Source organism: Paenibacillus polysaccharolyticus, from assembly GCF_023714295.1.
Lineage (GTDB): Bacteria > Bacillota > Bacilli > Paenibacillales > Paenibacillaceae > Paenibacillus > Paenibacillus polysaccharolyticus_A.
This window is the reverse complement of record NZ_JAMAUN010000014.1, coordinates 75258-91821: the sequence shown is the minus strand read 5'-3', so window position 1 is coordinate 91821 and position 16564 is coordinate 75258. Positions and strand designations below refer to the sequence as shown.

21 protein-coding genes are annotated in these 16564 nt (G+C 46.6%); 20 read left to right on the top strand and 1 reads right to left on the bottom strand.

Annotated features, from left to right (window positions below):
* Positions 1 to 147 precede the first annotated feature (147 nt).
* The 5 genes from M3629_RS25070 (at position 148) to M3629_RS25050 (ending at position 4437) form a co-directional block, all read left to right on the top strand.
* Entirely contained in the window at positions 148 to 759 is a 612-nt protein-coding gene (locus tag M3629_RS25070) for a YqhR family membrane protein (RefSeq protein ID WP_435368274.1), read from the top strand.
* A gap of 77 nt (positions 760 to 836) precedes the next feature.
* The gene (aroQ, locus tag M3629_RS25065; RefSeq protein ID WP_123062268.1) at positions 837 to 1280 is read left to right on the top strand and encodes a type II 3-dehydroquinate dehydratase; all 444 of its coding nucleotides are present in this window, start codon (positions 837 to 839) and stop codon (positions 1278 to 1280) included.
* Positions 1281 to 1319: 39 nt separating this feature from the next.
* On the top strand, positions 1320 to 2393 hold the full coding sequence (locus tag M3629_RS25060; RefSeq protein WP_251511171.1) for a M24 family metallopeptidase: 1074 nt from the start codon (positions 1320 to 1322) through the stop codon (positions 2391 to 2393).
* Between the two features lie 41 nt (positions 2394 to 2434).
* The gene (gene efp, locus M3629_RS25055) at positions 2435 to 2992 is read left to right on the top strand and encodes an elongation factor P (protein ID WP_090922540.1); all 558 of its coding nucleotides are present in this window, start codon (positions 2435 to 2437) and stop codon (positions 2990 to 2992) included.
* Between the two features lie 191 nt (positions 2993 to 3183).
* On the top strand, positions 3184 to 4437 hold the full coding sequence (locus M3629_RS25050) for an aspartate kinase (RefSeq protein ID WP_090922538.1): 1254 nt from the start codon (positions 3184 to 3186) through the stop codon (positions 4435 to 4437).
* Between the two features lie 93 nt (positions 4438 to 4530).
* Here M3629_RS25050 and M3629_RS25045 read toward each other — a convergent pair whose 3' ends face one another.
* Positions 4531 to 5274 (bottom strand): 2-phosphosulfolactate phosphatase, encoded by a 744-nt coding sequence (locus tag M3629_RS25045; RefSeq protein WP_251511169.1) that lies wholly within the window; start codon positions 5272 to 5274, stop codon positions 4531 to 4533.
* A 253-nt stretch (positions 5275 to 5527) separates the two neighbouring features.
* Here M3629_RS25045 and spoIIIAA point away from each other — a divergent pair, with 253 nt between their 5' ends.
* From spoIIIAA to folD, 15 genes are all read left to right on the top strand, one after another.
* A complete protein-coding gene (gene spoIIIAA / locus M3629_RS25040) occupies positions 5528 to 6532 on the top strand; it encodes a stage III sporulation protein AA (RefSeq protein ID WP_251511168.1) in 1005 nt (334 codons plus the stop codon).
* A complete protein-coding gene (gene spoIIIAB / locus M3629_RS25035) occupies positions 6525 to 7043 on the top strand; it encodes a stage III sporulation protein SpoIIIAB (protein WP_251511166.1) in 519 nt (172 codons plus the stop codon). The genes spoIIIAA and spoIIIAB overlap by 8 nt, the downstream gene beginning before the upstream one ends.
* 29 nt (positions 7044 to 7072) lie before the next feature.
* On the top strand, positions 7073 to 7276 hold the full coding sequence (gene spoIIIAC, locus M3629_RS25030; RefSeq protein WP_017687585.1) for a stage III sporulation protein AC: 204 nt from the start codon (positions 7073 to 7075) through the stop codon (positions 7274 to 7276).
* A 32-nt stretch (positions 7277 to 7308) separates the two neighbouring features.
* Positions 7309 to 7698: a stage III sporulation protein AD gene (gene spoIIIAD, locus M3629_RS25025; protein ID WP_251511164.1), complete on the top strand. Its 390-nt coding sequence runs from the start codon at positions 7309 to 7311 to the stop codon at positions 7696 to 7698.
* Positions 7699 to 7717: 19 nt separating this feature from the next.
* Complete coding sequence (gene spoIIIAE, locus M3629_RS25020; protein ID WP_251511162.1) at positions 7718 to 8908, top strand: stage III sporulation protein AE; 1191 nt, start codon at positions 7718 to 7720, stop codon at positions 8906 to 8908.
* Between the two features lie 31 nt (positions 8909 to 8939).
* Positions 8940 to 9791, top strand: a complete 852-nt coding sequence (gene spoIIIAF / locus M3629_RS25015; RefSeq protein WP_251511161.1) for a stage III sporulation protein AF — start codon at positions 8940 to 8942, stop codon at positions 9789 to 9791.
* A gap of 15 nt (positions 9792 to 9806) precedes the next feature.
* Positions 9807 to 10445, top strand: coding sequence for a stage III sporulation protein AG (gene spoIIIAG / locus M3629_RS25010; protein WP_251511159.1), 639 nt, complete (start codon positions 9807 to 9809; stop codon positions 10443 to 10445).
* Positions 10446 to 10513: 68 nt separating this feature from the next.
* Positions 10514 to 11344, top strand: coding sequence for a SpoIIIAH-like family protein (locus tag M3629_RS25005; RefSeq protein ID WP_251511146.1), 831 nt, complete (start codon positions 10514 to 10516; stop codon positions 11342 to 11344).
* A 139-nt stretch (positions 11345 to 11483) separates the two neighbouring features.
* Positions 11484 to 11954, top strand: coding sequence for an acetyl-CoA carboxylase biotin carboxyl carrier protein (gene accB, locus M3629_RS25000; protein ID WP_251511136.1), 471 nt, complete (start codon positions 11484 to 11486; stop codon positions 11952 to 11954).
* Between the two features lie 53 nt (positions 11955 to 12007).
* A complete protein-coding gene (gene accC / locus M3629_RS24995; protein WP_251511135.1) occupies positions 12008 to 13351 on the top strand; it encodes an acetyl-CoA carboxylase biotin carboxylase subunit in 1344 nt (447 codons plus the stop codon).
* Positions 13352 to 13568: 217 nt separating this feature from the next.
* Entirely contained in the window at positions 13569 to 13979 is a 411-nt protein-coding gene (locus tag M3629_RS24990; protein WP_090922519.1) for an Asp23/Gls24 family envelope stress response protein, read from the top strand.
* A gap of 145 nt (positions 13980 to 14124) precedes the next feature.
* Entirely contained in the window at positions 14125 to 14664 is a 540-nt protein-coding gene (gene amaP, locus M3629_RS24985) for an alkaline shock response membrane anchor protein AmaP (protein ID WP_251511133.1), read from the top strand.
* 14 nt (positions 14665 to 14678) lie between these two features.
* Positions 14679 to 14912 (top strand): DUF2273 domain-containing protein, encoded by a 234-nt coding sequence (locus tag M3629_RS24980; RefSeq protein ID WP_251511132.1) that lies wholly within the window; start codon positions 14679 to 14681, stop codon positions 14910 to 14912.
* 213 nt (positions 14913 to 15125) lie between these two features.
* Positions 15126 to 15578, top strand: a complete 453-nt coding sequence (nusB, locus tag M3629_RS24975) for a transcription antitermination factor NusB (RefSeq protein WP_251511131.1) — start codon at positions 15126 to 15128, stop codon at positions 15576 to 15578.
* A 102-nt stretch (positions 15579 to 15680) separates the two neighbouring features.
* Complete coding sequence (folD, locus tag M3629_RS24970; RefSeq protein WP_090922511.1) at positions 15681 to 16538, top strand: bifunctional methylenetetrahydrofolate dehydrogenase/methenyltetrahydrofolate cyclohydrolase FolD; 858 nt, start codon at positions 15681 to 15683, stop codon at positions 16536 to 16538.
* The last annotated feature ends 26 nt before the right edge of the window (positions 16539 to 16564 follow it).

Here is a 16564-nt window from a genome sequence, read left to right as displayed (position 1 = left end):
GAATTTTGAGAGCAATTTCTAGTTTACGAGAGAAAAGGCAAGTGCCGCTGTTAAGATTGTCCTGTTTTGAACATACTACGCCCTAGAACTGTGAGAAAATATCTAGCATGCTTGCGAGATCATCTTGCGAAGAAGGGGACATTTATGATGACAGATCATACTCATGAGAACGTATTAGTGAATCATAATCAGGAAGAAAAAACGGATCAGCGGACAAAGCGGCAACGTCCGCTAGAACATGATGATAATGTGATGAATAGGCGCTCCATGCCAAAGCAAGGAGATGCGCACTATTTCACAAATCCGTTTTCTTTTGCACTGGAGTTGGGGTTCTTTGCCGGGCTAATCTGGGGAGGAATCCACTGGCTATTTCATTTTCTGCATTTTACCGTTGTACCCGTGGGTTTTCTGGCGGAGCCTTTTTTCAAGCATAAATATATTTATACGCCGGCAGGTCACTTGACAGGTTGGTTGTGTTTTATCGTGTTTTCCATCTTTGCGTCACTGTTATATACCTTTACCATCCGCAAATTAAAAGGGCCGTTTCCCGGTATGGTGTATGGGATCGTCTGGTGGGTGATCCTCTTTATCCTGCTTGGACCTAAACTCGGCATGATGAAACCGTTAAATCGTTTAACATGGGATTCAATTTTCACAGAAATTTGTTTCTTCCTTCTTTGGGGGCTGTTTATCGGGTATACCGTAGCGATGGAGTATACAGACGAAAGGAAACGGGAGCCAGAGCACGCAGGAGCCTAGACGCAAAAAAGCTTCTCAATCCGGTAACGGCTGTGTTAAAATAGCAGATGGTTATTTGCAGAGAGGGTGGAGCAGCGATGAAACGAATTATTGTAATCAATGGCCCGAACCTAAACATGCTTGGTGTTCGTGAACCAGGTATTTATGGAACGCTTAGTCTGAAGGATATTGAAGACAAAATTCGCAGACAAGCTGAACAATTGGGCGTCTCCATCGCTTTTTATCAATCCAACCATGAAGGGGACATTATTGACCGCATTCATGCCGCAATGGGTGAGGCAGACGGGATCATGCTGAATGCCGGAGCTTTTACTCATTACAGCTATGCGATACGTGATGCAATCAATGCCGTGAAAGTTCCTACCGTGGAGGTTCATCTATCCAACATTCATGCACGCGAAGCGTTCAGACATCATTCAGTGCTAGCAGCAGAAACGATCGGGCAGATTGCCGGATTTGGCGAAGTAAGCTATGAACTGGGATTGCTGGCTCTCGTGCGTCATCTGGACAAACAAACCTGAGCCGGGAACCCGGGAATGTGAGAGAAAGAAGGGTTACCGATGGAAAACAAACGAGTACACAAGTTACGTGAGGCCATGGCCGAGGGTGAACTCAAAGCAATGCTGATTACGAATCCGATTAACCGCCGTTATATGACGGGATTTACGGGTTCGGCAGGATATGTGCTTATTACTGAACAGGAAGCTTATTTGCTTACTGATTTCCGTTATATGGCACAGGCATCCACGCAAGCGCAAGGCTTCAACGTGGTGGAGCACGGTGTAAAACCGATGGATTCTGTACGTGATTTGCTGGTTGCAGCGAACATCAACGAAGTTGGCTTCGAACAGGATTCGGTTACATTTGGTACGCACGCTTCTTATGCGGAATCGTTGCAATCGGTTAAACTTACAGCAGTATCCGGCATTGTTGAGCAGCTTCGGATGTTCAAGGATGCTGACGAAATTGCAGTGATGCAGCGTGCTGCAGATTTGGCAGATGCCACATTCAGCCACGTTTTGCAATTTGCAAAACCGGGTATGACTGAACGTGAAGTGGATCTTGAAATGGAGTTCTTCATGCGCAAGCATGGGGCGACCAGCTCCTCCTTTGACACCATTGTCGCTTCAGGCGAACGTTCTGCTATGCCTCACGGTGTTGCAAGTAGCAAAGTAATTGGACAGGACGAACTGATTACGTTTGACTTTGGTGCGTTGTTGGACGGATACTGTTCAGATCTGACACGTACGATTGCAACAGGTAATCCTGTACCTGAACTGCGCAAGATTTACGACATCGTACTGGAAGCACAATTACATACGCTGGAGAACCTGAAACCAGGTATGACCGGACGGGAAGCGGATGCACTTGCTCGGGATATCATTGCAGGCTATGGATATGGAGAACAGTTTGGACACAGCACGGGCCATGGTCTGGGTATGGAGGTTCATGAAGCTCCGCGTCTGTCCAAGCTTAGCGATGATGTGTTGAAACCGGGAATGGTGGTTACAGTTGAGCCGGGAATTTATATTGATGGACTTGGCGGCGTACGAATTGAGGATGACGTTGTGATTACCGAGTCAGGTATTCATATTCTTACGAAATCGGACAAAAAGTTCACCGTTATTGGCTAACATACCCAAACACTTTTTACTTATATCAGGAGGGATCTTTTGTGATTTCAGTTAACGATTTTAAAACAGGTTTGACCGTGCAAGTAGACAACGATATCTATACCGTGCTTGATTTCCAACACGTAAAACCAGGTAAAGGCGCAGCTTTTGTACGTTCCAAGTTAAAAAACCTTCGTAATGGTAATACGGTTGAAAAAACATTTCGTGCAGGTGAAACGATTGGGCGTGCAATTATCGAAAACCGTGGAGTATCTTACCTGTATGCAAGTGGTTCTGAGCATACGTTTATGGACAATGAAACATACGATCAATTCACACTGACTAGTGATCAACTGGAGTGGGAACTGAACTTCCTTAAAGAAAACATGAACGTGAAGATCGTTAGTTACCAAGGTGAAATCCTGGGTATCGACTTGCCTACAAGCGTTGAGCTGAAAGTTATTGAAACAGAGCCAAGCGTTAAAGGTAACACAGCACAAGGCGCTACGAAGAACGCAAAAGTGGAAACAGGTCTGAATGTACAAGTTCCTTTGTTCATCAATGAAGGCGACGTGCTTCTGATTGATACACGTGAAGGTAAATACTCTTCCCGTGCGTAACTTTCACTTGCTGTAAGCTTTAATGCAAGAATGAAAACCCTTTGCCATGAATATGGCAGAGGGTTTTTTTGAAAAAAGATTAGCCTATCAGACGCTTTCGTAATATACTGGGTTAAAGTCATTTCTCGTAGAGAATAATGACGAAAGATATCAATTGATGCATACTGCACAAGGTAGGGAGTGGATTTGCGTTGTCATTGTACGTCATGAAATTTGGGGGCAGCTCGGTCGGAGATACAGAACGCATGAAGCGTGTAGCCGGACGTGTTGTAGAAAAAGCGGATGAAGGACATCAATGTGTCGTCGTGGTTTCGGCCATGGGAGATACTACAGATGATTTGATTGATCAGGCGAAGCTGCTAAACAGTGATTTGCCTGCTCGTGAAATGGATATGTTGTTGACAACAGGGGAACAAATTTCGATCTCCTTATTATCCATGGCCATTCAGGCACTTGGACGCAAGGCCGTATCCTTTACAGGATGGCAAGCCGGTTTCCGAACAGAACCGGTTCACGGTAAAGCCCGGATTCAGGATATCCGTCCTGAACGTGTCAAATCTGCGCTTGCTGAAGGCAATATCGTTATTGTCGCTGGTTTCCAAGGCATGACGGAAGACGGCGAGATCACTACACTGGGCCGCGGCGGTTCGGATACAACAGCTGTTGCGCTCGCAGCAGCCATTCAAGCGGACGCTTGCGAGATCTATACGGATGTGGACGGAATTTATTCCACAGATCCGAGGATCGTCAAGGTAGCGCGCAAACTGAAAGAAATATCCTACGACGAAATGCTGGAGCTTGCGAATCTGGGAGCGGCGGTATTGCATCCACGTGCTGTTGAGTACGCGAAGCATTCCGGTGTACCTTTGATTGTAAGATCAAGCTTTAACCATAATGAAGGAACGGTTGTGAAGGAGGAAGCGGCAATGGAACAAGGAGTAGTGGTAAGTGGAATCGCGTATGACAAAAACGTAGCTCGCATCAGCATTTTGGGTGTTCCGGATGTCCCGGGCGTCCTTGCCGAAGTATTTGGCGAACTGGCTAGTGAGCAACTGGACGTCGATATTATCGTGCAGAGCGGGGTACAGGACGGCAAAGCAGACTTCTCCTTCTCGGTTGCACTGTCTGATCGTGAGAAAGCACTTCGTGTCATTGAAGGTCTGCACAGCCGGTTGCCTTACCGTGAAGTTACCTCCGAAGAGAACCTGGTTAAAATCTCGATTGTTGGTGCAGGTATGGTGAGCCATCCAGGTGTAGCTGCTAAAATGTTCAAAGTGATCTCAGGTGAAGGCGTAAGCATCAAGATGGTCAGCACTTCCGAGATCAAGGTCTCCTGCGTTATCGATGGAGAGAAGCTTCATGACGTGATTAAAGCTCTGCACACGGCTTACGATCTGGATACGGCTGAGCAAGCCGTAATCGGTGGACCGCAAGTTCGCAGATAAGATTGCAAATGATGCGTAAAATAAACGTATAATTAGGAAGAGGTGTACCGTTGCCACTAGGCAGAAGTACACCTCTTTTAGTTGTGACTATAGTCATCTGCACATGCTGCCTCCTCGTAATTTACGGTAAGGTTTTAGCTCGTTCCCTTCCCTCATCTCTGGTACACAATCCAGCAGATTCAATTGTGAACAATAGGCAACATCATGCATTTTCCCTAGTTTATCCAGTCTGCGTGCACTGGATGATGTGCGAACCAGATCTGTAATCTGGTCATGACACTGAGACGCAGCCTGATGCAGAATAATACCAAGATCGTTCAGTTGCAGTGGCGAACGGGTCTGACGATACAACTCTTCAATAATACATCCGGCACACAGACCGTCCTCCAGAGCAAACTCATCCTGCTCTCCGGCACATAACAACAAAATATCCCGTTGTAATTCCAGTAGAACGGAAGCAACAGCTCTAACATTTAAGAATGCTCCCGCAAGTATATGTCTGGCTCTGGATGCTTTAATCAGAGCTCTTGTACCATCTGTTGTGGTGAGAATAATGACTTTTTCCGCAATGTCACCACTCATATATTCATAGGGAGAATTACCCGCATCGAATCCGGTTATTTGTTTGTCAAAACGTTCCCCACCCCGAATACTGTTTCCTACCAACATCTGTTTGGCTTGCGGAACAGTCTCCGTAGCAATAACCCCCGCAGCATGATGAGCAAGCGCGGTCACAATTGTGCTTGTTGTTCGCAAAACGTCAATGACGACCACACTTCGCCCTTCAATGTCTATTGTACGTACTTCATTAACATTACCTACAACGTCGACACGCACACCCCACAACTCCTTTCTGTTCCTCGGGATTGAGCATGGATTTCTCAGAGGAACAGTCCATTCTGTCTGCAAGCAATATATGCATGAATGTCTAGACAGGTGCCTAGATCAAGAGATGTCTATGAGTTTGGCACTTATTCATCATCCTTAAAGAATTGATAGATTTCAGCGTCATAAAATGAATGTACAGGCATACACTTGAGATATGAACAAGCATCAGAGATGAAATTAATCAAGTTGGAGGAGCCTACTCATGAAAGTGAAATGGAGGGATCTTTTTCCGGAACCCATCCGAACCATTTTGGGCAGAATGCCGCCCGCCTTATTGGAACAAGTAGAAGAAATTCGTATTCGAGAAGGCAGGCCACTGGAAATTAATGCTGGAAACAATTATCACTTCCTCACTCCAGAAGGTGTACCAACGGGAAAACCAGAGGAAGCTTATGTTCCTCTGAAAGAAATAACGCACAGACTGCTTGATCTCATAAGCAATCATTCGCTCTATACCTTGGAAGAAGAATTGCGAAAAGGATTCATCACCATCCCGGGAGGACATCGAATCGGACTTGCTGGCCGGACGGTGCTCAGTGGAGGGCGTGTAGAATATTTACGGGATATCAACGGATTTAATGTCCGTGTTGCCCGGGAAGTGCAAGGCGTGGCTGACCCGGTTCTTCCATACCTGCTAGATATGAAAAACGGACAGGTGCTGCATACCCTAATTCTATCTCCACCTCAGCAAGGCAAAACAACGTTACTGCGAGATTTGGCAAGGCAGATCAGCAACGGCACGAAACTGACAGCCGGTGGTGAACTGCGGCAGGGGATACGTCCACGATTAAAAGTAGGCATTGTAGATGAACGTTCTGAAATAGCAGGAAGTTACAAAGGTGTCCCTAGCTTCGATGTAGGGCCGCGCACAGACGTAATGGATGGATGCCCCAAGGCTGAAGGCATGATGATGATGCTTCGTTCCATGTCACCGGACGTTCTAATTGTGGACGAGATTGGTCGGCCAGAGGATGCGGAGGCAGTTATGGAGGCTCTGCATGCAGGAGTTTCTGTTATTGCCACGGCTCACGCAAGGGATCTGTCTGAACTAGCTGCAAGACCTGCCTTGAAAACACTGATTGCAGAGCAGATGTTTCAGCGTTATGTGCAGCTAAAGCGAACGGGCAGAGGCATGAGCTTTCAACTGTCCGATGGCAAGATGAGAGGGATGCAACAGACCGGGGCAGGAGGTGAAGCCTTTGCTTAATATGCTTGGCGCGGTGCTGATCCTGCTCGCAAGTACTCTCGCTGGTTTTTACAAGGCGAGGCAATATGCATTGCGGCCAAGGCAACTACGTGAGTTGATTGCAGCACTACAGCGGCTGATGACAGAGATTAATTACGGTTTAACGCCGCTGCCTGATGCGATGAGCAAGATGGGGGCTCAGACCAAAGAGCCGGTAAGAACTCTTTTCTTACATGCATCCAAACAGATGGAACCCCCACACGGTCATACAGCCAGGGAGAGCCTGCAAGCCGGTGTCGAAGAGGCGTGGGGGAGATCTGCGATGAAGTCAGACGAACGGGAAGTTATGCTGCAGTTGAGTTTCAGCCTTGGCACCAGTGATCGTCAAGATCAGACCAAACATATTTCGTTAGCCATTCAGCAACTTATGCATGAGGAATCCCGCGCACAGGCCGATCAATTGAAGTACGAACGAATGAGCCGCAGCCTGGGGATGCTTGTCGGAGCGTTAATCGTCATACTGATCTTCTGAAATAGCCGGGATAGCGAGGTGCCAAGGTCATGAATTTAGAAGTGAACGCAATCTTTCAAATTGCGGGCATTGGAATCATTATAGCGATGATTCATACCGTGCTGAAACAAATGGGAAAGGAAGATATGGCTCACTGGGTGACCGTAATCGGATTTGTCGTTGTACTGTTCATGGTTGTTCGAATGCTGGACAGCCTGCTGCAAGAGATTAAATCCATATTTCTTTTTCAATGAAAAACGGTCATGAAGCCGGATGGTGGTGACCCGTGGAGATTATTCAAGTTGTTGGATTGGCACTCATTGCAACCGTATTGATTTTAGTCATTAAGGAACAGAAGCCGATGTTTGCCTTTCTGATTGCGGCAGCCACTGGTGTAGTGATCTTTATGCTGTTGATTGGCAAAATTGGCTCAGTTATCGAAGTCCTGAAGCGACTTGCTGAAAATTCCGGTATGGAGAGCATCTATCTGAAAACGGTATTGAAGATTATCGGCATTGCTTACATCGCCGAATTCGGTGCACAGATTGTCAGAGATTCCGGGCAAGAGAGCATCGCATCCAAGATTGAACTGGCTGGCAAAGTGCTGATTCTTGTACTCGCGATTCCGATCATTAGCATCATTATCGAAACCGTGATGAAACTGATGCCAGTGTAGAAAGGCGGGCGGATAACTGATGAGATTGATGCATAACAAGCCGCGCTGGCACCTCATCATTGTGCTGATGATATGTTTCATGTTCGGTGTAATTGGACAGGTTGTAGCCACTACACCTTCAAACGAGTGGATCGAGCAGCAGGCTGATCAGCTTCCGAAGGATCAGGTGGAGAAATATTGGGATCAACTGATGCAACAATACGGTGGTTTTTTTCCAGAAGGCAAAACGCCATCGTTCATGGATATGTTAATTCCCGGGAATGAAGGATTCAGTCTGAAATCGGTATTTTCGGCAATTGGCACGTTTATGTTGCATGAAATTTTATACAACGGCAAACTTTTGGTCACGATCGTGATGTTGACAGTGCTGAGCATGATTTTGGAGACACTTCAGACTGCTTTTGAGAAGAACAATATTAGTAAAATTGCATATGCCATCTGTTATCTGGTCATCATTATCATCGCAATCAACAGCTTTAGCGTAGCGATTGGTTATGCAAAAGAGGCTATATCCAGCATGATCAACTTTATGATGGCGATGGTTCCACTTCTGTTCACACTGCTCGCTTCGATGGGTAATGTCGTTACGGTTTCCGTGACGCACCCACTGATTATTTTCATGATTCATCTCGTAAGTACGCTGATCCATCTGCTGGTGTTCCCACTTCTCTTCTTCTCGGCTGTGCTGCATCTGGTGAGCTCGCTTTCGGATAAATACAAATTGACACAAATGGCTGACCTGTTGCGAAACATCAGTGTAGCCTTGCTGGGCATTCTGCTGACGATGTTTCTGGGGGTTATTTCGGTACAGGGAGCTTCGGGATCGGTTGCGGATGGTGTCAGTTTGAAGGCAGCCAAATATATTGCAGGAAACTTTGTACCCGTTGTAGGGAGGACATTTGCAGATGCAACGGATACCGTGATCACGGCATCGTTGCTTGTCAAAAATGCGATCGGACTGACAGGTGTCATTATTATCTTGTTCCTCTGTGCATTTCCGGCCATTAAAATTCTGGCGCTGGCCTTGATCTACAACGTGACCGGAGCGATCATGCAACCTTTGGGAGAGACGCCGATCGTAGATTGCTTGCAAGCGATTGGTAAAAGCATGATTTATGTGTTCGCGGCACTGGCCGCCGTTGGACTCATGTTTTTCCTGGCAATTACGATTCTGCTGACCGCAGGGAATCTGACAGTGATGATGCGTTAAATATCTGTCTGCAGGAAAGGGGCTGGATAGGATGGGGTGGCTGAGCAACTGGCTGCAGGATCTGATCATGATCGTTTTACTGGCAACGTTTGTAGATATGCTACTCCCGAATCGTTCCATGGAACGGTATGTCAAGCTTGTGCTGAGCCTTCTCATCCTACTGACCTTGTTATCCCCCATCACGAAACTGTTGAAAAGTGATCCGGTAGGGGAACTAAAACGCGCCATGACCGCAATGGATGCCCCTCCTGACGGGCAAGCCACACTGGAGCAGATTCTGGCTCAAGGGAAGCGAATGCAGGTGAGTGAACAACAGCAGTCTCTAAAGTGGACGGCGAAGGAACTTGCTAACGTTATGAAAGTTCAGATCGAAGAGACAACGGGGGCAAAGGTTCAGTCGGTTGAGGTGCAACTGGCGATGAAGAAAACAAATTTGGATACCCAGCCAGACACTTCTGTTGAACTACCCGTCATTCAGCATGTAGAGGTGCAACTTAGAAGGGGAAAGGCTGATTCGAGACAGGATTCGGATGTGGCTGAACCTGTGAGTAGCATCCCGATGACAGAAACCAAAGATTTGGTTGAGCCTGATGAAAATAGCCCAGGTATTCCATCTGTTCAGATTGATTCAATTGAAATTAAAAATATACAGATTGAGTCAAACCTCCAACGATCTGAGCAAGCAAAGAGAGATCAAGTCGCTTCTGATGAAGCATCTGAAAGCCCTGTTAATCGCAGCGATGGTAAGGATTCCAACGCACAGCAGACCAGTGTTTCACGGTCTGAACACGCAGTACAAATTATCACATTGCTCAAGGAGAAGTGGGAAGTTGATGCGAGCCAGGTGCGAGTGACGGAGAGAGAAAATGCAGAAGTGCTCTGAAAAGGAGGCGGTCCGATGAAGCACTGGTTCAAAAAGCTGGAAAGCTGGATGGGTGGCGGTGAAGGTGGTGCGAAGCGCAGTCAAACCTTACGTTGGCTAATCATTTTGGGACTGATCGGCGTGGGCATTATGCTGTTTAATTCCTTTGTCAACGTCAAAAAAATTGATTCCGAGAACATCGGTCGTGAACCGCCAGAACACGCCACCTCCATGTCGGCGATCCAAAATGATTTGCTGGAAGAGAACCCTTTCCAGGCCATCGAAATGGCATTTGAAGACAAGATTAAAGGCGTGCTGGAAAATATCGTTGGTGTAGGTACCGTCGATGTGATGGTTACCGTAGATTCTACGGAAGAACTGGTGGTACAGCGGAATGTCAAAGACTCACAGCAGCTCACCGAAGAGACGGACGCCAATGGTGGCAAACGGCATATGACGCAATATACGCGTGACGGTGAGATCATTACGTATGAATTATCGGGGGATCAGACACCCATTGTCACGAAAAAACTGAAACCGCAGATCCGCGGAGTCCTCGTTGTGGCCAAAGGCGCAGAGAACAAGGTTGTGAAAGATCTGATTACAGATGCTGTTGAAAAAGGTTTGAACGTTGCAGCTTACCGGATCTCGGTTGTTCCGCGCAAGCAGGATTAAGCTCTGAATGATGATGTAGAAGAGATGTGTTGTCAGAATCAACCCTATTTTTGAGGAGGAACTTCTAAATGAATAACAAACGTCAAACAATATGGCTCGTTTCCATGCTGAGTCTAATGGTTATCTTGTCCGCCTATTATCTCTTTACTGAAGATTCCGGGCCCGTTAATCCCCCTGTAGCTGACAGCCAGCAAGTAGATGCGATGAAACAAGGCGAGGCAAAGGAAACCACGGGTATTCTTGATCCAACAGAAGGTCTGGTGATCAACGAGGTCGTGAACAGCGGAGAGATTAAGGGTGATTCCGGTGCGGCGGCCCCGGCTGAAAACACTACTGGCTCAGAAGGTAAGGAAACGGGAAGCACAGAAAAAACACCAGCTACTGAACCGGGCAGCAAAGAAGGAGAAACGGATCAAAAGTCAGAAAGTAGCGCGGAAAAAGGAGCGGCGGCTACCCCGGAAACGGAAGGAAAAACAGAGGGGACTGCTGCTAAAACGGATGAAGAAGTGCTAAAAGAGATGGAACAGCAAAATACGGCTGTTTCGGCAAGCAGTCAGTTCCAAAATTACCAGTGGCAACGTGAAGAGAGTAACAACCGCAAGTACGAGGAATTGATGACTATTGCAGGAGATCTTAGTAAAACACCGGAAGAAAATGCAAAAGCAACAGAACAGCTCCGGGTACTTGAAGATAAAGAAGCCAAAATTACAGGAATTGAAGAGACACTTTCCCAACAATTCGCGAATGCAGTCGTTCAAGAAGAGGCTGACAAGTATAAAGTGGTGGTTTTGAGTGACAAACTTGACGTTAAACAGGCAGTTTCTATTGTTGATCTGGTTATGAAAGAATTGTCTGTATCACAGAACAAAATCAGCGTGCAATATGTCACAGAACAGTAATCAGAAATGTGATAAGGAAGCCCCGGGAGCTTGTTCGACTCTCGGGCTCTTTCCATTTTTAATGATTATGATATAATACTAAAAGCCATATGACCGTCCTCGTGAGACTGGCATGATGCCGAAGGAGTGAATAATGGAAATGTTTAAATTAAGCGAAATTAAAGAACTGATCAAATTGGTTGATGAAAGTTCTGTTCAGGAATTGGAAATTGAAAATGAAGGATCGCGTTTGTCGATTCGCAAACCAGGTAAAACGGAGTTTGTACAGGCTGCTGCCGTACAACCGCAAGTGATTGCTGCTCCTCAGGTGCAACCTGCTGCTACCGCAGTGGTTAGCGAGGCTGCCCCGCAAGCCGATACAACAAGTCATTTACATAAAATTGTATCTCCGATGGTGGGTACATTTTACAGAGCTTCCTCACCGGAAGCGGGTCCTTTTGTGAGCGTGGGTGATAAAGTCGTTGAGAAAACAACGGTATGCATCATCGAAGCCATGAAACTGATGAACGAGCTTGACGCGGACATCAAGGGAGAAATCGTTGAAGTGCTGGTTGAAAACGGACAGCTTGTCGAATACGGACAGCCCCTGTTCCTGGTAAAACCGGAATAACGGTTAACTGTTCCACTGCAGCCGCATGAGCTTCGAAGGAGGACAATGACGAAATGAAATTTCAAAAAATATTGATTGCCAATCGTGGTGAGATTGCTGTGCGCATTATTCGCGCCTGCCGCGAACTTGGTATATCGACAGTGGCTGTATACTCAGAAGCGGACAAGGACTCATTACATGTCCGTCTTGCAGACGAGGCTTACTGTATCGGACCAACACTGTCTAAGGACAGTTACCTTAACTTTACAAACCTGATGAGTGTAGCCACTTTGACGGAATGTGACGCCATCCACCCTGGATACGGCTTTTTGGCCGAGAATGCTGATTTTGCGGAAATTTGTGATTCCTGCAACATTACATTTATTGGCCCTTCACCGGAAGCCATCACTAAGATGGGTGACAAGGCTGTGGCAAAGCAGACGATGAAGGATGCGGGCGTACCTGTTATTCCTGGATCAGACGGCCTTGTAGAAACAACCGAAGAAGCGATCATGATTGGACGTGATATCGGGTATCCTGTCATTATCAAAGCTACCGCTGGCGGTGGGGGTAAAGGGATTCGGATCGCTGAAGACGAAGAGCAGCTGGTTAAACAAATCACGGCTGCACAGCAGGAAGCTCAGAAAGCATTCGGGAACGCCGGTGTGTATCTGGAGAAATTCCTGACAGGCATGAAGCACGTTGAAATTCAGATCATGGCTGACAAACACGGCAATGCCGTACATCTTGGCGAGCGTGATTGTTCGGTTCAGCGCCGTCGTCAGAAGCTTGTTGAGGAAGCACCGTGTCCTGTGATCAACGAGGAAGTCCGTACGCTCATGGGAGAAGCAGCTGTGCGTGCTGCGCTTGCGGTGAATTACTCAGGAGCCGGTACACTGGAATTCCTTCTTAGTCCAAACGGGGAGTTCTACTTTATGGAGATGAATACTCGTATTCAGGTTGAACATCCGGTTACCGAGATGGTAACGGGTGTCGATCTGATCCGTGAAATGATCTCTGTTGCCGAAGGTAATCCGTTATCATTCCGTCAAGAAGATGTGGTTATTAACGGATGGTCCATTGAATGCCGGATCAACGCTGAAGATCCTGACCGTAACTTTATGCCTGCACCAGGCAAGATTGGTTTTTACCTTGCACCGGGTGGCCCTGGAGTTCGGGTGGACAGTGCGGCGTACCCTGGTTACACAATCTCACCATTTTATGACTCCATGATTGCAAAATTGATCGTTTGGGGCGCAACTCGTGATGAAGCGATCGCCAAAATGAAGCGTGCTTTGGCAGAATTTGCGATTGAAGGCATCTCAACAACGATTCCTTTCCATCAGAAACTTCTGGAGCATCCAACGTTTATTCGCGGAGATTTTGATATTAAATTTCTCGAGGAAAACGAGATTTAACAGTCATATTGGACTTGTTTGTCATAATCTAGCCCAAATGATATAGTATGTAATAATAAGAGCGCATGTCTCCTGCATCGGATAAGCCCGCCTTCTAGCGGATGGTTGCAGGAGCTCCGGTAAAGCCGGACCGGAAGGGTTCTGAGTGTTGTGAAAATGAACCGGCACCCTGACGGATGGCCGCAAACTTATCTCGCGAAAGGTGTGTTGAACATTTATGAGTACACTACCGACAGAATTTGAACGCACGGATATCGGTGAAATCCAGATCGCACCTGAAGTTATCGAAGTGATTGCTGGACTTGCAACTGTGGAAGTTAAAGGAGTAGCTGGGATGAGCGGTGGATTCGCAGGTGGATTCGCGGAATTGCTCGGCCGCAAAAACCTTTCAAAAGGAGTTAAGGTTGAAGTAGGTCAACGCGAAGCAGCTGTGGATGTTTCCGTTATTATTGAATATGGATACCGTTTGCCGCAGGTTGCTACTGAAATCCAACAAAACGTGAAGCGCTCCATTGAAAACATGACAGGATTGAACGTGAATGAAGTGAATGTTCACATTCATGATGTTCAGTTCAAGAGTGCTGAAAAAGTGGAAGAGATCGACCTGAACACGCAACGTGTAAAATAAAAAGACAGATTTCCCCCGGCACTTCTGTCGGGGGTTATCCCGTCTTGGACGGGTCTTTCGTTATGCACTTGAGATGGACAAGGTGATCAACGTAAGCTTTTCAGCAGTTAAGCAATGTGAGTGAGCAAGGGAGGCTGTGCAGTTCGTGGCTAAAATACTGGATCGGCTTCTGTTGTTTATATACAGCATAAGCGTGGGAGCAATATCGGCAGCAGTCATCTTACTGATTAGCGGTGTGCTGCCATACGAATTGAATTACCAGCAGGAACAAAATGTCATTGTTGCGTCAATTGTCGCGGCAGCAGTTTTGTTTGTCCTGAGTTTACGTTTTTTCTACATCTCGATTCGCCGTGAGCGTGGCTCGTTGCCGTCTGTGGATCAACGTACCGAGTTCGGGGATGTTCAGATTTCAATGGAGACAATTGAAAATCTCTGTTTGAAGGCTACCTCCCGTTTTCGCGGAGTACGTGACGTCAAAGCACGCATTCGCGTGGTGGAGTCTGGACTGGAGATCAAGATTCGGGCTGTTGTGGATGGGGAGACACCTATTCCGGCGCTGACTAACGATCTGCAAAAAGCGATACATGATCATGTGCAGGAGATTACTGGGATTCCGGTTTCTTTTGTAACCGTATATATTGCTAATGTGACCCAGTCGCCTAACTACAAGAGTCGCGTGGAATGAGGTGAGTTTCACTGATGTTGTGGAAAGAGATTTGGGATAGCTACAAGGGGCGTATTCTTGGCGTTGCCTTTGGAATCTTATTAGGGTTTCTTTATGTTTGGATCGGTTTTTGGGATATGTTGTTCTTTGCACTTTTGGTGTTCATCGGGTATACATTTGGCAGACGAAGCGATGAGAAGCTAGGCTCGTTCATTCCTTGGGGAGAGTTACGACAATGGCTTGGGGATCGCTGGCGTCCGTTTAAATAAACCTATCAGAACCCTGCAATATGTTTCTTCCGAAAATAGAACTGTAGTTTGAGTTGCCCGATTTTTGGAGGAAACGTGTTGCAGGTTTTTTTATGAAAAGAGAACGCAATATCAGAGAGGAGCCATGGGTATCCTGTATAGGGTAATGAAGTGGTTTCTTGAATTTAAAATAAGCATGATGACGCTCGGATTGAGCGCTGCAGGAGGCAGGACATGAAAAGACGTTTGGCAAGGGAAATTGCAGTACAGAGTCTGTATCAGATGGAAATGAATGAAGTGAGCGCGTCTGAAGCGGTAAATATGCTGATTAATGAAGCGGCTGAGGAGAATGAAACGGAAGTCGAAATCCGTGATGAAGAAAAAATGCGCAGCTATGTTACCGAAATGGTGCAAGGTGCGTGGTCTCATAAGGAAGCGATTGATGGTTTGCTTGTGGATTATTTGAAAGGCTGGCAGCTGAGCCGATTGTCTCGTGTAGATCGCCAAATTTTGCGCTTGTCCACCTATGAGATGGTATTCCGTGATGATGTTCCAGCTAAAGTTTCGGTCAACGAAGCGATCGAACTGTCGAAGTATTTTGGTACAGATGAATCAGGAAAGTTCGTTAATGGTGTTCTTGGACGCATGATTCAGGAAGTGGATAGCATCAAGCAAAAAATGTCCTGAGGAACATCTTGATTGGAGTAAAGTAGACAAGCCAGCTTTTCTGTAAGGATGTATCTAGATCGTTTTATCTAATATATGTTCATATAAGGGAGAGAGACTACAATGACAGCATCTATTATTAACGGTAAAGAAGTATCCCAAGAGCTCCGCGCAAGCATGACCGCAGAAGTAAAACAACTAAGCGAACAGGGAGTCGTACCGGGTTTGGCTGTTGTGCTCGTGGGGGAAGATCCGGCTTCTCAAGTTTATGTGCGTAATAAGGAAAAAGCATGTCATGACCTCGGCTTTTACTCTGAAGTACATCGGTTGGATGCAAGTACATCGCAAGCGGATTTGCTAGCGCTCGTGGACAAGCTGAACAATCAGAAGTCCATCAATGGTATTCTTGTGCAGCTTCCACTGCCTAGCCACATTGAAGAGAAAGCGGTAATCGATGCGATTGCTGTAGATAAAGACGTAGATGGATTCCACCCAGTGAATGTGGGGAATCTGGTTATCGGTGATGACAGCTTGCTCCCATGTACACCTGCAGGTGTCATTGAATTAATTAAACGCACGGGTCTGGAAATGTCCGGTAAACACGCTGTCGTTATCGGTCGTAGTAACATTGTAGGTAAACCGGTGTCCTTGTTATTGCAACGTGAAAATGCAACCGTAACGATGTGTCATTCCCGTACGGCTAATATGAAAGAAATTACACGTCAAGCGGATATTCTGGTCGTAGCGATCGGTCGTGCCAATTTTGTGGATGCTGATTATGTTAAACCAGGCGCTGTTGTGATCGATGTCGGCATGAATCGTTTGGATAACGGAAAACTCGCAGGGGATGTAGATTTTGAAAGTGTAAAAGAAGTCTCTGGCCCAATTACTCCTGTTCCCGGCGGCGTGGGTCCAATGACGATCACCATGCTGATGCAGAACACTCTGATCGCGGCAAAACGCGCTCACGGATTGGCCTAGGTAACGGTCTGTGGCAGAACAGAAAA